Raw genomic sequence first — 18,096 nt, forward strand, 5'->3', positions numbered from 1 at the left:
CCTGCTGGTTCGGCAAAATGGGCGCATGAGATCCGACCGCAGAAGAATCGTCGCCGGGATCGTCGCGCCGCTGGCCTTGGGTATGGTCCTGATCGGAGCGTCTGGCTGCAGCAGCGATCACGCTGCGCCGGTCGCGACGGTCAGTGGTGTCGCAGCCGCTGATGTGACGTTCGCCCAGATGATGATCCCCCATCACGAGCAGGCGGTCGTGATGGCTGACATGGCCCTGGACCCGAAAGCCGACGCATCACCTTTCGTGACCGAACTTGCCGAGGAGATCCGAGGTGCCCAGGCTCCTGAGATCAGCCAGATGCAGGCGTGGCTCGCCGACTGGGGTGCGCCCAGCGCGATGCCGACGGATCACGACGCCCACGGTGGTCACTCGATGGACGGCATGACCATGGACGGCATGATGACCGACGAGCAGATGGCCGAACTCGCCGCCGCGAAGGGGAAGGCGTTCGACGACTTGTGGCTGACCATGATGATCGAGCATCACGAAGGCGCGATCGTGATGGCCGAACAGGTTCGCGCCCAGTCCGACAACCCTGACGTCACAGCGCTGGCCAGTGCCATCATCGTGGCTCAGCGCAAGGAGATCGCCCAGATGAAAAGGGAACTGGCGGCTTGACCCGTCAGCCGGCGGGCTGCGCTGTGGCTGCCCGGCGCACCATCGCCTGATCGGTCTCCGGCCGCGGACGCTGCGCGGCGATCGAGGTGACGCCCTCGGTCAGGATCGAACCGTCGTGATCGAGGTGGGCCAGGGTGCGACAGATCTCGTGTACGACCCTCCCGTCGACGGGCAGGGACATGTGGCCGACCCCCCGGACGAACACGTTGCGGGCGTTGAGATCGGGATGCACGATCCGTGCGTTGCGTTTGGGGATGATCATCGCGTCGAGATCGGACCACATCGCGAGGAACCGCGTGCGGCAGGCGGGTGCGGCGGCGTCCATCTCGCGGATCAGCTCCGACGACGTGCTCATCTGTTGTGACAGTGGGTGCGGCACCAGTCGGGCCGGGGCAGTGCCACCGTGCGGGGTGCCCAGTGTGACCAGTGTGTGCACGCGCTCATCGCCCTGCATGCACTGCACGTAGTAGCGGCCGATCAACCCACCCATGGAATGCCCGACGATGTGCACGCGCTCGTAGCCGGTCTCGCGGACGACCTCCTCGACGAGTTCCGCCAACCGGGCGGCGACGCTGCGGATGTCCTGGGTCAGTGGGGAGTAGTTCAACGCCACCAGGCGGCCGAAGCCCCGCTTGCGCAGTCCGCGGCGCAGCAAGGTGAACACCGTGCGGTTGTCGACCACGCCGTGCACCAGGATGATCGGGGTCCCGGCTGCTTCGACGTCGCCGATGAGCAGACCGCGCTGAACCGGCGGCAAGCCCTCGAGGTTGTGCCGCATGACCTCCTTGCGCGCCTTCTCCTCGGCCAACCCGAGGGGGTACATGGCCACATGAGTCGTGAGCCAGGCGATCTCGACTGCTGTGCCGCGCAGGCCCCGGGCACTCAGCACCGCGGCAGCTCCCCGGCGGACAGCGGCCCGCGCTCGCGCGATCCGCTCGACCGGACCGTGGGCGAAGGGTGGGGTCACAGCGGGACCCTAACCCACCGGTGGGCCAGAGTGACGGCAGGCCCGACGGGTCGTGTCGCCGCGGTATCGGCCGACGGATTGCTGCGAACCCGCCAACGGCTGCGCTTCTCTCGCCGCATTTGGCGCGATAGCAGTGGGCCCCGGGGTGGGGGCGGCAGGTGCCCCGGTCCGGCTGGTGCCCCGGTCCGGCCGGTGCCCCGGTCCGGCGGTGGTCGTGGCGCCGACACGCAGGCCGGATAGCCTGAACGACGGCTAGACGGAAGGGCCCAGGCATGGATCTGTTCGAGTACCAGGCGAAACATCTGTTCGGTGAGCATGGCGTACCCGTCGTGCCGGGCGAGGTGTGTGTCACCCCCGAACTGGCCCGCGAGGCCGCTCGCAAGATCGGCACCACTGTCGTGGTGAAGGCCCAGGTCAAGACCGGTGGCCGGGGCAAGGCAGGCGGGGTCAAACTGGCCAAGGACCCCGAAGAGGCGTTCACTCATGCCCAGGCCATCCTCGGCATGGACATCAAGGGGCACACCGTGCGCAAGGTGCTGGTCACCGAGGCGGCCGAGATCGCCGAGGAATACTACGTTTCGTTCCTGCTCGACCGTGCCGAGCGCGCCTTCCTGGCCATGGCCAGCGTCGAGGGCGGAATGGACATCGAAGAGGTCGCCGCGACCAAACCCGAAGCGCTCGCCAAGGTCCGAGTCGACGCGATTGACGGCGTCGGCGCGGAGAAGGCCGACGAGATCGTCGCGGCAGCCGCATTCCCGGCGGACGATTGCCGCCGACGTCAGCGCCATCCTGCAGCAACTGTGGAATGTGATGACCCGCGAGGACGCCACCCTCGTGGAGGTGAATCCGCTCGTCAAGACCCCCGACGGCCGAGTTCTCGCCCTCGACGGCAAGGTCACCTTGGATGAGAACGCCGACTACCGGCACGCCTCACACGCGGACATGGTCGACAACGCCGACACCAACCCGGTCGAACTGCGAGCCAAGGAGCTCGACCTCAACTACGTCAAACTGTCCGGCGAAGTCGGAATCATCGGCAATGGAGCCGGACTGGTCATGTCCACACTCGATGTCGTCGCGTACGCCGGTGAGGACTTCGGCGGGGTCAAACCCGCCAACTTCCTCGACATCGGCGGTGGGGCCAGCGCCCAGGTCATGGCCAACGGGCTCGACATCGTGCTCAACGACCCCGAGGTCAAGGCCGTGTTCGTCAACGTGTTCGGGGGAATCACCGCCTGCGATGCGGTGGCCAACGGCATCGTCGAGGCGCTGGATCTGCTGGCCTCGCGAGGCGAGGAAGTCACCAAGCCGATCGTGTGCCGCATCGACGGCAACAACGCCGCCGAGGGTCGTCGCATCCTCGATGAGGCGGAACATGACGTGATCGAGCTGGTCGAAACCATGGACGATGCCGCGCGGCGCGTGGCCCAGTTGGCCGCCGGGGCCTGAGGAGAGAACCGCATGTGCAATCTTCCTGAACTCAGACAGCCGCCTGCTCGTGCAGGGCATGACCGGCTCCGAGGGGACCAAGCACACGCGGCGCATGGTCGCCGGTGGATCGGCCGTGGTGGCCGGGGTCACGCCCGGCAAGGCGGGCCAGAACGTCGATGGCATTCCCGTGTTCAACTCCGTCGGCGATGCTATGGCCGAGACCGGCGCGAACGTGTCCGTCGTGTTCGTGCCCCCCAAGTTCACCAAGGGAGCCGTCGAAGAGGCGGTCGATGCCGGTATGCCGCTGGTCGTCGTCATCACCGAGGGGGTCCCGGTCCGCGACACCGCGCAGTTCTTCCAGTACGCCGAGAACGCCGGCACCACCCGGATCATCGGACCCAACTGCCCGGGCATCATCTCTCCCGGACAGAGCAACGCCGGCATCATCCCCGGTGACATCACCAAAGCCGGGACGCATCGGCCTGGTCAGCAAGTCGGGAACGCTGACCTATCAGATGATGTACGAACTGCGGGACATCGGATTCTCGACCTGTGTGGGCATCGGGGGCGACCCCATCATCGGCACCACGCACATCGACTGCCTGGCCGCCTTCGAGGCCGACCCCGAGACCGATGCAATCGTGATGATCGGTGAGATCGGCGGCGATGCCGAGGAGCGGGCGGCCGCTTTCATCGCCGACAACGTCACCAAGCCGGTCGTCGGGTACGTCGCGGGCTTCACCGCCCCCGAGGGCAAGACCATGGGCCACGCCGGCGCCATCGTCTCGGGTTCGTCCGGAACCGCCGCAGCCAAGCAGGAGGCACTGGAGGCAGTCGGCGTCAAGGTCGGCCGCACGCCGAGTGCCACCGCGCAACTCATGCGCGAACTCATGTCCGGCAACTGAGCGGACGCCCCGCAACTGAGCTTGCCGCCCCGCAACCAAGCGGACGCCGCGTCACTGAGCAGATTCCGGCCGCTGGACGGATTCGCAGGAATTGATCGGCGACTCGCGCCGTGCCGCTGACGGCTCCAGCGTTATCGGGATGACACCATCAACGACGTGTGGCGGCCTACTCTTCCCCGACCTCTGACGCGACCTCGTCCCGGAGGTGATCCCCAACCACGGGACAAGCAGGACGAACCGAGCGATGCAGCGGAAACCATCATCGATCTCACCGACAGCGGCAGCCACCCAACCGTCGGGGCCGGTGGCCTGAGCGACAAGGCCGGAGACCTGACCGAACAGCCCCCCGACGACTCAGGGGAGGCAGCTGGTGCCCGGCCCCGCACCTCGCTGCGCATCCCGCTCGACATCCCGGTGCCCGGCCGGCTCAACGCCGCCACCGTGCGCCGCTACGCCGCCGCAGCCGGACGCCTGGCGATCCTGTCGCCGCGTTCGGATCGGTTGCCAGCGCCGATCGGTGCCGCTTGGGCCGCGTTGTGGGCTGCGGCGGTGGGGATGCTCACGGCACTGCTGATCACGGTCGTGTCCGGGGTTATCGATCCGGGTGTGGGCCCGGCCAGCCTGGTGTGGCTGGTCGCGCACCACGCGCCGCTGACCACCGACTCCGGCACGGTCACGCTGTTGCCCCTGGGTCTCCTCCTGCTCACGGTCCCACCCTTGCGCCGCGCCGGCCGCTTCCTCGTCGCCCAGGCAGCCGGGCCGCTCCAGGTCACCGCGACACTCGCCGGCATCGGGTACGTGGTGATCGCGGTGTTTGCCGCGTGGTCCCATCCGGAACTGCCCTCTGTGGCACTGTTCCGGGCTGCGGTGTGGGCCGCTCTGCTGGTTGTCGTCGCGGGTGGTTGGGGCGTCCAACGGCAGCGCTTGGGCCGGTTGCCGCGGCCGCCTTTCGTGGCGGGAGTCGCCGTCAGCGTCGCGCTCCCGCTGGCGGTCGCGACCGTGCTGTGCCTCGTGTCGATCGTCACCGCGGCACCGCAGATCCTCGATACCCAGGCGCGTGTCGCCTCCTCCGGCACCGACCAGGTGGGCCTGGTCCTGGTGCAGTTGGCCTACCTGCCCAACCTGATCCTGTGGGCGGCCGCGTTCGTCATCGGTCCTGGTATCAGCCTGGGCGCCGATCACGTCCTGTCGCCTTTCGTGGCGTCCCCCGCTGTTGTGCCCGACCTGCCGGTGCTGGCGGCGGTCCCTGTGGATCCCCCCAACTGGACTGCCCTGCTGCCCATCGTGGTCGCGCTGTCCGGGGCCTGCGGATCGCTCGTGTTCGCCCGGCTCCTACCCGAAGCCCGGCTGCGGCGCCGGATCACCCGGGCACTGACCCTGGCCGCGGTGTCCGGCCTCGTGTGGTGGGTCCTGCTGTCGCTGGCCGGTGGGTCACTCGGTGACGGACGGCTCGAGGCGCTCGGGCCGGTGGCCGGCGCGGCGTTCGTGGGTGCTCTGCTCACGGCGGCGGGTTCGCTCATGTGGGCGCTGCTGCCGACCCTGGCCTCGGAGCGCGCGACCGGTGGCCACCGACTTGAAGGACCGGGTCGCCACCGCCGCCAAGGATGGCCGCATCCCGGTCGGTCGGCGGTCCGAGAAATCCAGCCAACCCCCTACGATGTCGGTGTGAAGCGCGTTCCCGTCCTGGCCCTCGCCTCAGGAACGGGAACCCTGTTCCAGGCTCTTGTGGACGCTGCGTTCGAATCGGACTTCCCCGCCGACATCGTCGCCCTCGTTACCGATCAACCTCGCTGCGGCGCAGTCGGCCGGGCTCGCGGCGCTGGGATCCCCGTCGAGATCGTGCCGCCGAGCGACTTCGCCGACAAAGCCGAATGGGACGGCGAACTCACCGCCCGTGCTCGGGCCTACGACGCGCAGTGGGTCATCTCGGTGGGGTTCATGCGGCTGCTTGGTCCGCAGTTCCTCGCCGAGTTCCCGCAGCGGGTCCTCAACACCCACCCGTCGCTGCTGCCCGCTTTCCCCGGGGTGCAGCCGGTGGTGGACGCCGTGGCCTACGGAGTCAAGATCACGGGCTGCACAGTCCACGTCGTGGACGAGGGCATGGACACCGGGCCCGTCGTGGCCCAACGCAGCGTCGTGGTCGACCCCAGCGACACCCCCGACGAGCTCCACGACCGGATCAAGACGGTCGAGCGGCAGTTGATCGTCGAAGTCATCGACCGCGTGGCCACCTACGGTCTGCAGATCAACGGAAGGAAGGCGATCATCCCGTGAGCAGGATCTCCCGTCAAGCGGGCGTTGTTGTCCACCTACGACAAGAACGGTCTGCCCGAACTCGCCCGTGGCCTGCACGACGCCGGTGTCGAGATCGTGTCCACCGGCTCCACCGCAGCGGTCGTCGCCGAGGCCGGAGTTCCCGTCACTCAGGTATCTCACGTCACCGGATTCCCCGAATGTCTCGACGGGCGGGTGAAGACTCTGCATCCAGCCGTGCACGCGGGGCTGCTCGCCGACCTGCGCAACGAAGAACACGACCGCCAACTGGCCGAACTGGGCATTGAGGCGTTCCAACTCGTGGTCGCGAACCTCTACCCCTTCTCCGAGACGGTCGCCTCGGGTGCCAGCACCGAGGAGTGCATCGAACAGATCGACATCGGTGGACCGGCCATGGTGCGGGCCTCCGCCAAGAATCACGCCAACGTTGCTGTAGTCGTCGATCCCGCCGACTACGGCGACGTGTTGGCTGCGGTGGCCGCGGGTGGATTCGAGCTCGCCGACCGGGAGCGCCTCGCCGCCCGGGCCTTCGCGCACACCGCCACTTACGACATCGCCGTCGCGTCGTGGCTGGGCAACGTCGTTTCCCCCGACGACACCGGATTCCCGGTGTGGCTCGGCGGATCCTGGCGTCGTTCGGAGGAGCTGCGCTACGGCGAGAACCCGCACCAGCCCGCAGCCGTGTACGTCGGTCACAGCGGCGGGGGGCTGGCCGGTGCCGAGCAAGTTGCAGGGCAAGCAGATGTCCTACAACAACTTCGTCGACTCCGACGCAGCCCTGCGGGCGGCCTACGACCACTCCGAGCCTTGCGTCGCGATCATCAAACACGCCAACCCCTGCGGCATCGCCGTGGCCGACGACATCGCGACTGCATATCGCAATGCACTCGCCACCGACCCGGTCTCCGCCTTCGGGGTCGTGGCTACGAACAGTCCGGTCACGCTGGAGATGGTCCAGGCCATGGCCGACGTGTTCACCGAGTGCCTCATCGCTCCGCAGATCGAAGAGCCGGCCCGCTCCCTTCTCGCCGAGAAGAAGAACTTGCGCGTCCTCGTCGTCGACCGCGATTTCTATGAGCCCCGCGTCGAGTTCCGCCCGATCACCGGGGGAGTGCTGCTCCAACACACCGACATGATCGACGCCGCTGGGGACGACCCGGCCAACTGGACGCTGGCCGCCGGCTCGGGTGCCGATGACGCCGTCCTGCGGGACCTGCGATTCGCCTGGCGCGCGTGCCGCGCGGTCAAGAGCAACGCGATCCTGCTGGCCCGGTGACGCGGCGTCAGTCGGGATCGGGATGGGTCAGGTGAACCGCGTCGACTCCGCCCGACTGGCAGTGCAACGCGCGGGAGCACGCGCCGCGGGTGCGGTGGCCGCGTCAGACGCGTTCTTCCCGTTTCCCGACGGCCTGCAGGTTCTGATCGATGCCGGGGTGACCGCCGTGGTCCAACCGGGGGGATCGGTGCGCGACGACGAGGTCATCGCGGCCGCGCAGGCGGCCGGCGCCACCATGTACCTGACCGGGACCGGCATTTCTGGCACTGACACGCACACCGCCGTCACGTTCGTGGCGGCGTTCGCGGTGGGTGTCCTGGTCGCCCTGCAATCCGCGGATCAACGCGGACCTCGCGAGCGAAGTCGGCGGTGGTCTGGTCGCCGCCTCCATCAGTTTCGGCACCGGCCTCGCGTTGATCGCCGTCATACTGCTCGCGACCCCCCGGATCCGCGCGGGGCTGGCTGGGATCCCGCAATGCTTTGCGGAACCACCAGTTGCGGTGGTGGCAACTCCTCGGGGGGCTCGGAGGCGCGTGGCTGGTCACCACTCAGGGGCTCGTCGTGGCCGTCGTCGGGGTCACCATCTTCACGGTCGCGGTGGTGGCCGGCCAAGTCGCCGGGTCCCTCGTTGTCGATCGGGCGGGACTCAGCCCGGCCGGGGTCCTGCAGGTGACTGCTCGCCGCGTAACCGCCGCGGTGGTCGCCCTGGTAGCGGTGTTGTTGTCGGGGTTGTCGGCGGGAACGGGCACGGTGTCGTGGGTGGTGCTGCTGGCCGTTTCGGCGGGCGTCGGCATCTCCGTGCAGCAAGCGATCAACGGCCGGGTCTCGGTCGCCACACGGCAGCCCGTCGCCGCAGCCACCGTCAACTTCACCGTCGGATTCTCGGCACTCTTCGCAGCCACGCTGCTTCTCGTGGCCGTCGGCGTCATCGAGGTGACGGGATTGCCGGGGCTGCCAGGGCAGTGGTGGCTCTACCTGGGTGGGCCCATCGGAGTCACGTTCATCGCCCTCGCTGCTTGGGCTGTGCGGGCCGTCGGCGTTCTGACTTTCGGACTGTTGTCGATCGCCGGGCAACTCGTCGGGGCAGTGATCCTGGACGCCGTCCTGCCCTCGGGAACAGCGCCGCTGGGCTGGCCCCAATGGGCCGGGTTGGCGTGCGTCGCGGTCGCAGTTGTTCTGGCTGCCGTCCCCGGCGACGGCACTTCCGGTGGCAGAATGACGAAATGACTGCGCGCATCCTCGACGGCAAGGCCACGGCTGCCGCCATCAAGGACGAACTTGCGGCTCGAGTCGCGGCCCTGGCTGCGGCAGGACACCGACCCGGCCTGGCCACCGTCCTCGTCGGCGACGATCCGGGCAGCCGGGCGTATGTGGCCGGCAAACACCGCGACTGCGACGAGGTCGGCATCCGATCCATCCGCGTCGACCTCCCCGCGGACACCACACAAGAGCAGTTGGACACGGCGCTGGCCCAACTCAACGCCGACCCGGCGTGCACCGGATACATCGTCCAACTGCCGTTGCCCCGCCACCTCGACGAGGGTCGCGTGCTGGAGACCATCGATCCCGCGAAAGACGCCGACGGACTGCACCCCATCAACCTCGGCCGCCTGGTGCTCGGCATCCCCGCACCCCTTCCCTGTACGCCGCGCGGCATCGTCGAACTCCTGCGTCGCCACGACGTCACCATCGCCGGAGCCGAGGTCTGCATCATCGGCCGCGGGGTCACCGTGGGCAGGCCACTCGGACTGCTGCTGACCCGACGATCCGAGAACGCGACCGTGACCCTGTGCCACACGGGCACGAGGGACCTCGCCACCCACGCGCGGGCCGCGGACATCGTCGTCGCCGCTGCCGGAGTGCCGGGTCTCGTCACCGCCGACTTGGTCAAGCCAGGCGCGGCAGTGCTCGATGTCGGCATCACGCGCACCGATGCCGGACCTCGTCGGCGATGTCGCTGCCGGAAGTCCACGAGGTGGCCGGCTGGGTCGCGCCAATGCCCGGTGGCGCCGGACCCATGACCCGGGCGATGCTGTTGGCCAACATCGTCGACGCCGCCGAGGCGCGCGCATGAGCGATCCCCATGAGGACCTCCCCAGCAACGTCATAGCGCTGCGTGGGGTCAGTCCCGGGCGCGCTACGGTCCGCCGCTGCTGGTCATCGACCATCGGCGCCGTCGGGCTGGGCGCTGATCTTCGTCGACTTCCGGCTTGAGCACGCTTGGTGTTCGCACTCGTCGGTGCACGCTCGCCCTCGTCCTGCGCATCGTGTTACCCACACGGCGCGCAGGGCTGCTCGTGGTGCGCACGCAGAGTGGTCGACATCGTCGTGTTGTCCATCCTCGTCCGGCGGGCTGCTGCTGCTCGCTCTGCTCGTGCCGTGAGCGCCCGCTATCGTTCCCGATGGCGAGCCCGCTCGCCAGATGAGCGGTTGCCCCTGATGAGCGTGCTTGGTTCCCCAGATGAGCGGTCTCGGTTCCCTGCAATGAGTGGGGCCGTCGGAGTGCCCCGATGACCACCGTCCGACCGCATCACCCGCCTGGCACACCCTCGCCGCCGATGAAGTCGCCCGCGCTCTGGGCACCGACGTCGACACCGGCCTCACCTCGGCTCGAGGCCGCCCGTCAGCTCGAACGCCACCGGGCCCAACCGGATCCCCGTCGAGCCGCCGCCGTCCGCGTGGCAGATCATCCTGCGGATCTGGGCCGATCCGATGAACATCATGCTCACGATCGTGTCGATCGCCAGTGTCCTGTTCGACCAGGTCCCCACGGGGATCCTGGTCGCACTCCTGGTGCTCCTGAACCTGTACATGGGCGCCAGTCAGGAACTCAAAGCGCAGCAGTCGGTGGGTGCGCTGGAGTCCATGCAGGCGCCGGTCGCGCGACGTGATCCGCGACGCGGCCGTGGTGGAGGTCGCCGCCGACCAAGTGGTGCCCGGGTGACATCCTGCTGCTCGAACCGGGGGACATCGTCCCCGCGGACGGTCGCGTGGCGCGGGCCGCGTCACTGGAGGCTGTCGAGAGTTCACTGACCGGTGAAAGTGCTCCCGTGCCCAAGGGAGTGGCGGCACTGCCCGCGGCTGATGTGGCGCTGGGTGATCGCTCCGACATGGTGTTCCAGAACACGTCCATCACCCGCGGCACCGCCATCGGTCATCGTGACCGCGACCGGCGCGGACACCGAGATGGGCAAGATCGCCGGTCTGCTCAGTGACGTCCAGCCCGACAAGTCCCCGCTGCAGCGCGAGATCTCGGGCATGACCATCAGGCTGGCGATCCTCGCGTGGGTCGCGGTCGCCATCATCGTGGTCATCGCGGTGATCCGCGGGCCTGCCCACCGACCAGATCGTTCTGTTGGCCATCACCGTGGCGATCTCGTCGATCCCCGCCGGACTGCCGACCTTCCTGACGACGATGCTCGCGGGTGGGGCGCAACGGCTCGCACGGGCCAAGGCCGTCGTGCGCAACCTCACCGACGTGGAGACCCTCGGCTGCACCAGCGCCATCAACAGCGACAAGACCGGCACGCTGACGATGGACATGATGACGGCGACCACCATGTTCGACTGCCGGCAAGTGGTATCACATCGAGGGCTCCGGCTACGACAAGAGCGGCGCCATCCTCGGAGCCGCCGGCAACGAAGTCCCGGACTTCACCGCGCTGGCCTACGGCCTGACCCTGTGCTCCGACGCCACGGTCGCCGACGACGGCACGGTGGTGGGTGATCCCACCGAGGCCGCGCTGGTGGTGCTGGCCGCCAAGATGGGAGTCGACGCGGACATCTCGCGCCGGGAATACGAGCGGGTGGCGTTGGTGCCCTTCGACTCCGAGTACAAGTTCATGGCCACGTTCCATCTCGCTCCGATCGACGGGCAGATGACCTTCGTGGGGCTGGTCAAAGGGGCCCCGGACGTCCTGCTGGCGCGGTGCACCTCCGCGGACCGGGGCAGCGATGTCGTGCCCATCTCTGAGGCCGAGGAGAGCCTTCGTGGCGGCCAATCTCGAACTGGGATCGAAGGGGTTGCGGGTCATGGCGTTCGCCTACCGCCTGTTCGACCCGGACATGGTGGAGCAGGTGCGGGCAGATCCCATGGCGGCGGTGTCTGAACTCACGTTCTCGTCGCTCGTCGGCATCATCGATCCCCTGCGGCCCACCGCCAAGGAAGCGATCGCGGTCGCGCACAAGGCCGGTATCGACGTCCGCATGATCACCGGCGACCACGCAGTCACCGCCCAGGCCATCGCGGCCGACCTCGGACTCGGCCCGGGAGTGATCACCGGCCCGGAGTTCGCGAAACTGACCGACGCTGAGCTGTTGGCCCGGCTGGACGACCTGCACGTCTTCGGGCGGGTCGCGCCTGAGGACAAGTTGCGGCTGGTGTCCGTGATGCAGCAAGCGGGTCAGACCGTCGCCATGACCGGAGACGCGGTCAACGATGCCGCTGCGCTCAAGAAAGCCGACGTCGGCGTCGCGATGGGCAGCGGCAGCGATGTGACCAAGCAAGCCGCCAACATGGTGCTCACCGACGACAACTTCGCCACCTTGGTGCATGCCATTGAACTGGGGCGCGACATCTACGGCAAGATCACGGCGCAACTCCGCTACGTGATGACCGGCCTGTTCGGCGTGTTGCTGGTGATGCTGTTGGCCAGCGCCTTGGACGTCAACGCTGGGCAGGCCCTCACGCCTGTGATGCTGATCTTCGTCACGTTCCTGGTCGGCATCTTCCCGGCGATCGGTGATCTCCACGGACTCCGTCGAGCCGGGAACCATGGACAAGCCGCCGCGGGACCCGAACGCGACGATTCTGAACCGCAGTACGACCCCCCGGTGGCTGTTGTTCGGACTGGTGCAGGCCATCGTCATCCTGGTGCCGTACTTCGTCCTCGGAGAGCGGGGAGCGGACGGCGGCCCGGGAGCGGGACAGACCACGGCATTCGTGGTGGCGGCGCTCAGCACGGTGTGGATCGCGGCCTCCGTGCGCCGCGACCTGGTCCCGGCCTGGCAAGGCCCGCACTTCCCGTATTGGTGGTGGCTCCTCATCCCGTTGACTCTCACGTGGCTGTCCGTGACCTACGACGGCTTCACCGATGCGCTCGCCACCCAGACTCTCGACGGCGATCAGTGGTTGCTCGCCATCGGACTGTCCCTCCTGGTACCAATCGTCATCGAGGCGGACAAGGCCATCCGGCGGGCGAGCGCGCGCCGCTCCGGACCGTCAGCCCGAACGTCGCTCCAACACGTCAGCCGGGCGTCGCCCGGCTCTTCGACCGGGCGTCGTTGGATCTCCGGCTCTGACGCGGTGCCGCTGGACGAACTCGTCCGCCACGTCGACTGACCTCACCGATCCCGGTCCGCGGTCACCGAAAGCCGCTGGGTAGGGTGGAGCGTCACGTCCATAGGAGGGTTTCGCATGGCTCGTCAGGGCAAAGTCACCGTCGTCGGCGCCGGGTTCTACGGTTCCACCACCGCGCAGCGGCTGGCTGAATACGACGTCTTCGAAGAGGTCGTCCTCACCGACATCATCGAGGGCAAACCCGAAGGACTCGCCCTGGATCTGAACCAGTCGCGGCCGATCGAGGGCTTCGAGACCAAGGTGACCGGCCAGGCCACGGGACCCGCCGGCGAGGGGTACGAGGTCATCGCGGGATCGGACATCGTCGTCATCACCGCCGGCCTGCCGCGCAAACCTGGCATGAGCCGCATGGATCTCATCGAGACCAACGCGAAGATCATGCGGGCAGTGGCCGAGAACATCGCCAAACACGCCCCCAACGCTGTGATCGTCAACGTCGCGAACCCACTCGACGAGATGACCGCTCTCGCGCAGATCGTCACCGGCTTCGACAAGAGCCGGATCATCGGCCAGGCCGGAATGCTGGACACAGCCCGGTTCACCAATTTCGTCGCCGAGAAACTGGACGTGCCGGTTGCCAGCGTCCGCACCCTGACGCTGGGGTCCCACGGCGACACCATGGTGCCGGTTCCCTCGAAATGCACGGTCGACGGCAAGCCGTTGACGGACCTGCTGAGCGCTGAGGAGATCGACGACCTCGTCACCCGCACCCGTAACGGTGGCGCGGAGGTCGTGGCACTGCTCAAGACCGGTTCCGCCTACTACGCGCCGTCCGCCGCGGCCGCCCGCATGGCGAAAGCCATCATCGAAGACTCCGGTGACGTCATGCCGGTGTGCGCCTGGGTCGACGGGGAGTACGGCATCTCCGGGGTCTACCTCGGTGTGCAGGCCGAGATCGGTCGCGAAGGTATCCGCCGCATCGTCGAGACCGACCTCACCGAGACTGAACTGGCCGGTCTGAAAGAGGCCGCCGAGGCGGTGCGCGCCAAGCAGGCAGACGTCCAAAGCCTCTGATCCAAAGCCTCTGATCGCCTGCGGACAACCCGCGGTTACGGAAGCCCGAGCCCCTACGAAACACCACCCCTCGGAAGGAAACCATGTCCAAGATCAAGGTGCAGAACCCTGTCGTCGAACTCGACGGCGACGAGATGACCCGCATCGATCTGGGAGTTCATCAAGGGTCAACTGATCCTGCCCTATCTGGATATCGACCTGAAGTACTACGACCTCGGCATCGAGCATCGCGACGCGACCGACGACCAGGTCACCATCGATGCGGCCCACGCCATCCAGGAGTACGGAGTCGGCGTCAAGTGCGCCACCATCACCCCGGACGAGGCCCGCGTCGAGGAGTTCGGGCTGAAGAAGATGTGGCGCTCGCCGAACGGCACGATCCGCAACATCTTGGGTGGGGTCATCTTCCGCGAGCCGATCATCATCAGCAACATTCCGCGGCTCGTTCCTGGCTGGACCAAACCGATCGTCGTCGGCCGTCACGCGTTCGGTGACCAGTACCGGGCCACTGACTTCAAGGTCCCCGGGCCGGGCACGCTGACGATGACGTACACGCCCGCCGACGGTTCCGAGCCTATGGAGTTCGACGTGTACGACTTCCCGGGCGGCGGGGTCGCCATGGGGATGTACAACCTCGATGACTCGATCCGCGACTTCGCGCGCGCCTCGATGCGTTACGGGCTCACCCGGGGATACCCCGTGTACCTGTCGACGAAGAACACGATCCTGAACCCCGGGTTGAGGTGTGGGGAGTTCCCTCACCGCCAGTACCGACACGCCGCCAAATCTTTCATAGGTCACTGCTTGCATGGCGCTCTCCTGACCGGCAAAGGGCCATTGAACCACAACGATCCGTCACGGCCGAGACGGTTCGTTTCTAGGGACACGCGCCAAAATCATCGGCCACCACTGTGGCACAATGGCCGCGCTGTTGCGTTGCAACAGAGGGAGCCGGCCGAAAAACAAAAATGACTGTCCGCAATCTCGAATTTCTCTTCCGCCCGAAATCGGTCGCCGTGATTTCCGAACCCGACGAAGCAAGCCGCTACGCCGAGGTGGTGGTGCGCAACCTGACCGCCGGCGGTTTTGCGGGACCGGTGCTGCAGGTCGCGGCGAAAAAGCGCTCATTGTTCGGCATCGGCGTCCATGTCCATATCGACGACCTCGATGTGGTGCCGGAACTGGCGATCGTCTGCGCACCGCTGGTCGATGTGGCGGAGATCGTTGCCAAGCTCGGCGCGCGCGGCACTCGCGCGGTGATCGTCGGGCCGGCGCTGCGCAATGAAATGAGCGCCGGCGAGTGGTCGGCGGCGCACAAGGCGATTCTCGACGCGGCACGGCCCAACCTGGTGCGGGTGCTCGGCCCCGGCAGTGGCGGCCTGCAGGTCCCCGCCTGCGGGCTCAATGCCAGCGTCGCCCCCGCCTTCGCCAAACCCGGACGCGTAGCCCTGATAGCGCAGTCGGCGGCGGTCGCGGCGGCGGTGATCGACCGTGCCCGCAGCCGGGGCATAGGCTTTTCGGCGGCGCTGCACCTGGGCGCTGGCATTGACATCGACTTGGCCGACGTTCTCGACTGGTTTTCGGCTGACCCTGACACCGAGGCCATCCTGGTGCAGTTCGATTCGGTCGCCGCGGGCCGCAAGTTCATGTCGGCGGCGCGCGCGGTGGCGCGCTACAAGCCGGTGGTGGCGATCCACGGCGAGCGGCTCGACACCGGGCGCTCGGCGGACCGGCCCTTCAGCGCCGACGATGTCTATGAGGCCGCCCTGCGCCGTGCGGGCTGGGTCCGCATCGATACGCTGGGCGACCTGTTCGATGCCGCGGAAGCGATGGCGCGCGGACGCCCGATACACGGCGGTCGTCTGACCATCCTGGCCAATGGCCACGGCCTCGGCCGCGTCGCCGCCGACGCGCTGCTGCGCGCCGGCGGTCAGTTGGCGACACTGTCGAAGGGGACCGCCAAGGCACTCGAAAAACTGCTGCGCATCCGCCTGCCGCTGGATGGTCCGCTGGCGCTGCCGGCTGACGTCACTCCGGCGAACTGGGCCGCGGCCGTCGCCGCGGTGCTTGCCGACGGCGGTACCGACGCCGTGCTGACGGTGTATTCGCCGTCGCCGTTCGCACCCGCCGTCGAGGTCGCCAAGGCGATCTGCGAGGTCGCCCAAGGCGCCGAGCGCAGCGTATTCACCTGCTGGGTGGGCGGCGACGCGATGCTCGAGGCACAGCAGATCGCCGCGGCACGTGGCGTACTGAGCCACGACTCGCCGGAAAAAGCCGTCGCCATCATCCTCGGCATCGTCAATTACGAACGCAACCGCGAATTGCTGGCCCAGATGCCACCCTCGGTGGCGGAGGATTTCAGTGCCGACACCGCGTCCGCCCGCAATGCCGTCGCCGAGGCGATCGCGGCCGGCGCCGATACCCTGTCACCACGCCAGGCGCGGACCCTCATGCGGGCTTATGGCATCGACACCACGGAACGCCCCCTGGCGGGCAGCATCGACGAGGCTATCCGCAGCGCCGATGAGATCGGCTACCCGGTGGATCTTGCCCTGGTGCTGGCCAGCCCCACGGAAGCCCCCCCGGTCGCGACCGGTCTGCGCTCGCCGCTCGACATTCAACTGGCGGTACGCGGTCTGCGCGGCAGCGTCCGGGTGCAGCATCCGGGTGTGCGCATCAGCGGCTACCGCCTGCGCCCCAGCGCGGCGCGCAGCAGCACCAGCGCGTTGCGCCTCGGCGTGGCGGACGACCCGGTGTTCGGCCCGGTGATTTTCCTCGGCCCCGCCAGTGTCGGCCGCTTGCCGGAATGCGATTGCGTGGTGGCCCTGCCGCCGCTCAACCTGGCGTTGGCCCAGGACCTGGTGGGGCGCAGCCGCTTTGTCCGCGAGGCCCCGGAAGAACAACGGGAGGCACTGGAGTTGGCCGCCGCAACGGCACTGGTGCGCGTATCTCAATTGCTGACCGACATCGATGAAGTGGGCGGCCTCGACCTCGACCCCCTGCATGTGGAGACCTCGGGCGCCGTTGCGCAGGGGGTCCGTGTCCGGGTTGAAAAACGGGGGCGCAAGCTCGGCTTCCGACGTTTTGCGATCCGCCCCTACCCCAAGGAACTGGAGCAGCACATCGAGTGGGACGGACGCCAGTTGCTGATACGGCCGATCCGGCCGGAGGACGAAGCCATGCTCAGCGAACTGCTCGGGTCGCTCAGCGCCGAGGATGTGCGGATGCGCTTCTTCGGCACCATCCGCCACCTGCCGCGCTCCAAGCTGGCTCGCTTCACCCAGATCGACTATGACCGCGAGATGGCACTGGTGGCCGTCGAACGCGGCAGCGACGGCGTCGAACATTCGATCGGCGAGGTTCGCGCCATGGCCGATCCGGACAACCTCTTCGCCGACTTCGCCATCGTGGTGCGCTCCGAGATCAAGGGCAAGGGCTTGGGACGCCTCATGCTGCAAGCCATCATCGATTACTCCCGCAGCCGCGGCACGGCCGAACTGCGCGGCGAAACCCTCGACGGAAACCTGCGCATGCAGAAGCTGGCGCGCACGCTGGGCTTCACGCTGAAATCCGGTCTGGACGTCGGCACCATAGAACTGCGTCTGCCGCTGCGCGAAGCCGCCGCGAAGTAAGCGCCCACGATTGGAGCGGCCCGGCTTGTTCCCGGGCGAGGAAGGGTCTATGATTAATAAAGATAATCCGTCTTGAGAGTGTTCTCGTGGCCACTATCTCGTCCTCCTCCAGCGCATCCATAAGCCAGTACGTGCGGTCCCAGTTGCAACTGCAGCAGGCGCAGCGCAACGCGGAGCAAGCCGATGCGAATGCACGTTCCCTGCAGGCGCAGGCGCGGCAAGCCCAGCAGGTTGCCGTTGAGGCGCAGGCGACCGCGCGGTCGGTCGGCAGCCAGGCGAATCAGGCTCAATCCGATGCCAGCCAGGCCCAGTTGAGCCTCGCCGTAATCCGGAACGGAAGCCAGGTGCAGAGCGAGTTTGACCAGCGCGGTCGGCAATGTCGCGGAAACATTGAAGGTCGCGGCACCCGTCGCCGCGACGCCAAGCCCGGCAACACCTGTCGTCAATACCCAGGGCCAACTTACCGGCACCGTAGTCAACACCACCGCTTAACAGGAGGCCATCATGCCCGTCAACGCAGTCAGTTCATCTTCCGGTGCCGCGGCACAGGCCGTTCAGCAGCGCAAACCACAGGAAACCCAGGCCCAGAAGCCCGAGGCCGCCACCT

19 protein-coding genes and 2 pseudogenes are annotated in these 18,096 nt (G+C 67.7%); 16 read left to right on the top strand and 5 right to left on the bottom strand.

Features of this window, described 5'->3' with window-relative positions; translation table 11 throughout:
• Positions 1-25: 25 nt before the first annotated feature.
• Positions 26-631: a DUF305 domain-containing protein gene (locus tag V9E98_11910; GenBank protein MEI2717673.1), complete on the top strand. Its 606-nt coding sequence runs from the start codon at positions 26-28 to the stop codon at positions 629-631.
• Positions 632-635: 4 nt separating this feature from the next.
• Here the strand turns inward: V9E98_11910 and V9E98_11915 are convergent, their stop codons facing one another.
• Positions 636-1,598 (bottom strand): alpha/beta fold hydrolase, encoded by a 963-nt coding sequence (locus tag V9E98_11915; GenBank protein ID MEI2717674.1) that lies wholly within the window; start codon positions 1,596-1,598, stop codon positions 636-638.
• 272 nt (positions 1,599-1,870) lie between these two features.
• Between V9E98_11915 and V9E98_11920 the strand changes: the two genes are divergently transcribed.
• The 6 genes and pseudogenes from V9E98_11920 to V9E98_11945 all read left to right on the top strand — a co-directional run bounded on the left by V9E98_11920 (position 1,871) and on the right by V9E98_11945 (position 7,484).
• The gene (locus tag V9E98_11920; GenBank protein MEI2717675.1) at positions 1,871-2,506 is read left to right on the top strand and encodes an ATP-grasp domain-containing protein; all 636 of its coding nucleotides are present in this window, start codon (positions 1,871-1,873) and stop codon (positions 2,504-2,506) included.
• Positions 2,409-3,047 carry a hypothetical protein gene (locus tag V9E98_11925; GenBank protein ID MEI2717676.1) on the top strand — a complete coding sequence of 213 codons (639 nt, stop codon included), beginning with the start codon at positions 2,409-2,411 and terminating at the stop codon, positions 3,045-3,047. The genes V9E98_11920 and V9E98_11925 overlap by 98 nt, the downstream gene beginning before the upstream one ends.
• Positions 3,048-3,105: 58 nt before the next feature.
• Positions 3,106-3,387: pseudogene (locus V9E98_11930) on the top strand (CoA-binding protein).
• A 94-nt stretch (positions 3,388-3,481) separates the two neighbouring features.
• Positions 3,482-3,934: a hypothetical protein gene (locus tag V9E98_11935; protein MEI2717677.1), complete on the top strand. Its 453-nt coding sequence runs from the start codon at positions 3,482-3,484 to the stop codon at positions 3,932-3,934.
• Positions 3,935-4,090: 156 nt separating this feature from the next.
• A complete protein-coding gene (purN, locus tag V9E98_11940; protein ID MEI2717678.1) occupies positions 4,091-6,208 on the top strand; it encodes a phosphoribosylglycinamide formyltransferase in 2,118 nt (705 codons plus the stop codon).
• A gap of 715 nt (positions 6,209-6,923) precedes the next feature.
• Positions 6,924-7,484, top strand: a complete 561-nt coding sequence (locus V9E98_11945; GenBank protein ID MEI2717679.1) for a hypothetical protein — start codon at positions 6,924-6,926, stop codon at positions 7,482-7,484.
• A 103-nt stretch (positions 7,485-7,587) separates the two neighbouring features.
• Here the strand turns inward: V9E98_11945 and V9E98_11950 are convergent, their stop codons facing one another.
• On the bottom strand, positions 7,588-7,887 hold the full coding sequence (locus V9E98_11950; protein ID MEI2717680.1) for a hypothetical protein: 300 nt from the start codon (positions 7,885-7,887) through the stop codon (positions 7,588-7,590).
• A 77-nt stretch (positions 7,888-7,964) separates the two neighbouring features.
• On the opposite strand from V9E98_11950, the gene V9E98_11955 reads away from it, so the two are divergent.
• The 4 genes from V9E98_11955 to V9E98_11970 are packed head-to-tail and all read left to right on the top strand — an operon-like array spanning position 7,965 to position 9,698.
• Positions 7,965-8,711 carry a DMT family transporter gene (locus V9E98_11955; GenBank protein ID MEI2717681.1) on the top strand — a complete coding sequence of 249 codons (747 nt, stop codon included), beginning with the start codon at positions 7,965-7,967 and terminating at the stop codon, positions 8,709-8,711.
• Entirely contained in the window at positions 8,708-9,505 is a 798-nt protein-coding gene (locus tag V9E98_11960) for a bifunctional methylenetetrahydrofolate dehydrogenase/methenyltetrahydrofolate cyclohydrolase (protein ID MEI2717682.1), read from the top strand. Before V9E98_11955 ends, V9E98_11960 begins: the two co-directional genes overlap by 4 nt.
• Positions 9,481-9,558: a hypothetical protein gene (locus tag V9E98_11965; protein MEI2717683.1), complete on the top strand. Its 78-nt coding sequence runs from the start codon at positions 9,481-9,483 to the stop codon at positions 9,556-9,558. Before V9E98_11960 ends, V9E98_11965 begins: the two co-directional genes overlap by 25 nt.
• A complete protein-coding gene (locus tag V9E98_11970) occupies positions 9,555-9,698 on the top strand; it encodes a hypothetical protein (protein MEI2717684.1) in 144 nt (47 codons plus the stop codon). The genes V9E98_11965 and V9E98_11970 overlap by 4 nt, the downstream gene beginning before the upstream one ends.
• 386 nt (positions 9,699-10,084) lie before the next feature.
• Here the strand turns inward: V9E98_11970 and V9E98_11975 are convergent, their stop codons facing one another.
• Positions 10,085-10,255, bottom strand: coding sequence for a hypothetical protein (locus V9E98_11975; protein ID MEI2717685.1), 171 nt, complete (start codon positions 10,253-10,255; stop codon positions 10,085-10,087).
• A 361-nt stretch (positions 10,256-10,616) separates the two neighbouring features.
• Complete coding sequence (locus V9E98_11980) at positions 10,617-11,045, bottom strand: hypothetical protein (GenBank protein ID MEI2717686.1); 429 nt, start codon at positions 11,043-11,045, stop codon at positions 10,617-10,619.
• A gap of 119 nt (positions 11,046-11,164) precedes the next feature.
• On the opposite strand from V9E98_11980, the gene V9E98_11985 reads away from it, so the two are divergent.
• The 5 genes and pseudogenes from V9E98_11985 to V9E98_12005 all read left to right on the top strand — a co-directional run bounded on the left by V9E98_11985 (position 11,165) and on the right by V9E98_12005 (position 17,489).
• Positions 11,165-11,593 carry a hypothetical protein gene (locus V9E98_11985; GenBank protein MEI2717687.1) on the top strand — a complete coding sequence of 143 codons (429 nt, stop codon included), beginning with the start codon at positions 11,165-11,167 and terminating at the stop codon, positions 11,591-11,593.
• Positions 11,475-12,785, top strand: coding sequence for an HAD-IC family P-type ATPase (locus tag V9E98_11990; GenBank protein ID MEI2717688.1), 1,311 nt, complete (start codon positions 11,475-11,477; stop codon positions 12,783-12,785). The genes V9E98_11985 and V9E98_11990 overlap by 119 nt, the downstream gene beginning before the upstream one ends.
• A gap of 115 nt (positions 12,786-12,900) precedes the next feature.
• Positions 12,901-13,857 (top strand): malate dehydrogenase, encoded by a 957-nt coding sequence (gene mdh, locus V9E98_11995; GenBank protein ID MEI2717689.1) that lies wholly within the window; start codon positions 12,901-12,903, stop codon positions 13,855-13,857.
• Between the two features lie 83 nt (positions 13,858-13,940).
• Positions 13,941-14,586, top strand: a pseudogene (locus V9E98_12000) (NADP-dependent isocitrate dehydrogenase).
• A gap of 239 nt (positions 14,587-14,825) precedes the next feature.
• Entirely contained in the window at positions 14,826-17,489 is a 2,664-nt protein-coding gene (locus tag V9E98_12005) for a GNAT family N-acetyltransferase (GenBank protein MEI2717690.1), read from the top strand.
• Positions 17,490-17,542: 53 nt separating this feature from the next.
• Here V9E98_12005 and V9E98_12010 read toward each other — a convergent pair whose 3' ends face one another.
• The gene (locus V9E98_12010; GenBank protein ID MEI2717691.1) at positions 17,543-17,974 is read right to left on the bottom strand and encodes a hypothetical protein; all 432 of its coding nucleotides are present in this window, start codon (positions 17,972-17,974) and stop codon (positions 17,543-17,545) included.
• Positions 17,975-18,096: the final 122 nt, after the last annotated feature.

This window comes from Candidatus Nanopelagicales bacterium (assembly GCA_037045355.1).
Lineage (GTDB): Bacteria > Actinomycetota > Actinomycetes > S36-B12.

Coding starts and splice junctions, on each gene's coding strand:
- V9E98_11910 (MEI2717673.1), top strand. CDS start 26: ATGAGATCCGACCGCAGAAGAATCGTCGCCGGGATCGTCGCGCCGCTG.
- V9E98_11920 (MEI2717675.1), top strand. CDS start 1,871: ATGGATCTGTTCGAGTACCAGGCGAAACATCTGTTCGGTGAGCATGGC.
- V9E98_11925 (MEI2717676.1), top strand. CDS start 2,409: ATGACCCGCGAGGACGCCACCCTCGTGGAGGTGAATCCGCTCGTCAAG.
- V9E98_11960 (MEI2717682.1), top strand. CDS start 8,708: ATGACTGCGCGCATCCTCGACGGCAAGGCCACGGCTGCCGCCATCAAG.
- V9E98_11965 (MEI2717683.1), top strand. CDS start 9,481: ATGCCCGGTGGCGCCGGACCCATGACCCGGGCGATGCTGTTGGCCAAC.
- V9E98_11970 (MEI2717684.1), top strand. CDS start 9,555: ATGAGCGATCCCCATGAGGACCTCCCCAGCAACGTCATAGCGCTGCGT.
- V9E98_11980 (MEI2717686.1), bottom strand. CDS start 11,045: ATGGTGGTCGCCGTCATCATGTCCATCGTCAGCGTGCCGGTCTTGTCG.
- mdh (MEI2717689.1), top strand. CDS start 12,901: ATGGCTCGTCAGGGCAAAGTCACCGTCGTCGGCGCCGGGTTCTACGGT.
- V9E98_12005 (MEI2717690.1), top strand. CDS start 14,826: ATGACTGTCCGCAATCTCGAATTTCTCTTCCGCCCGAAATCGGTCGCC.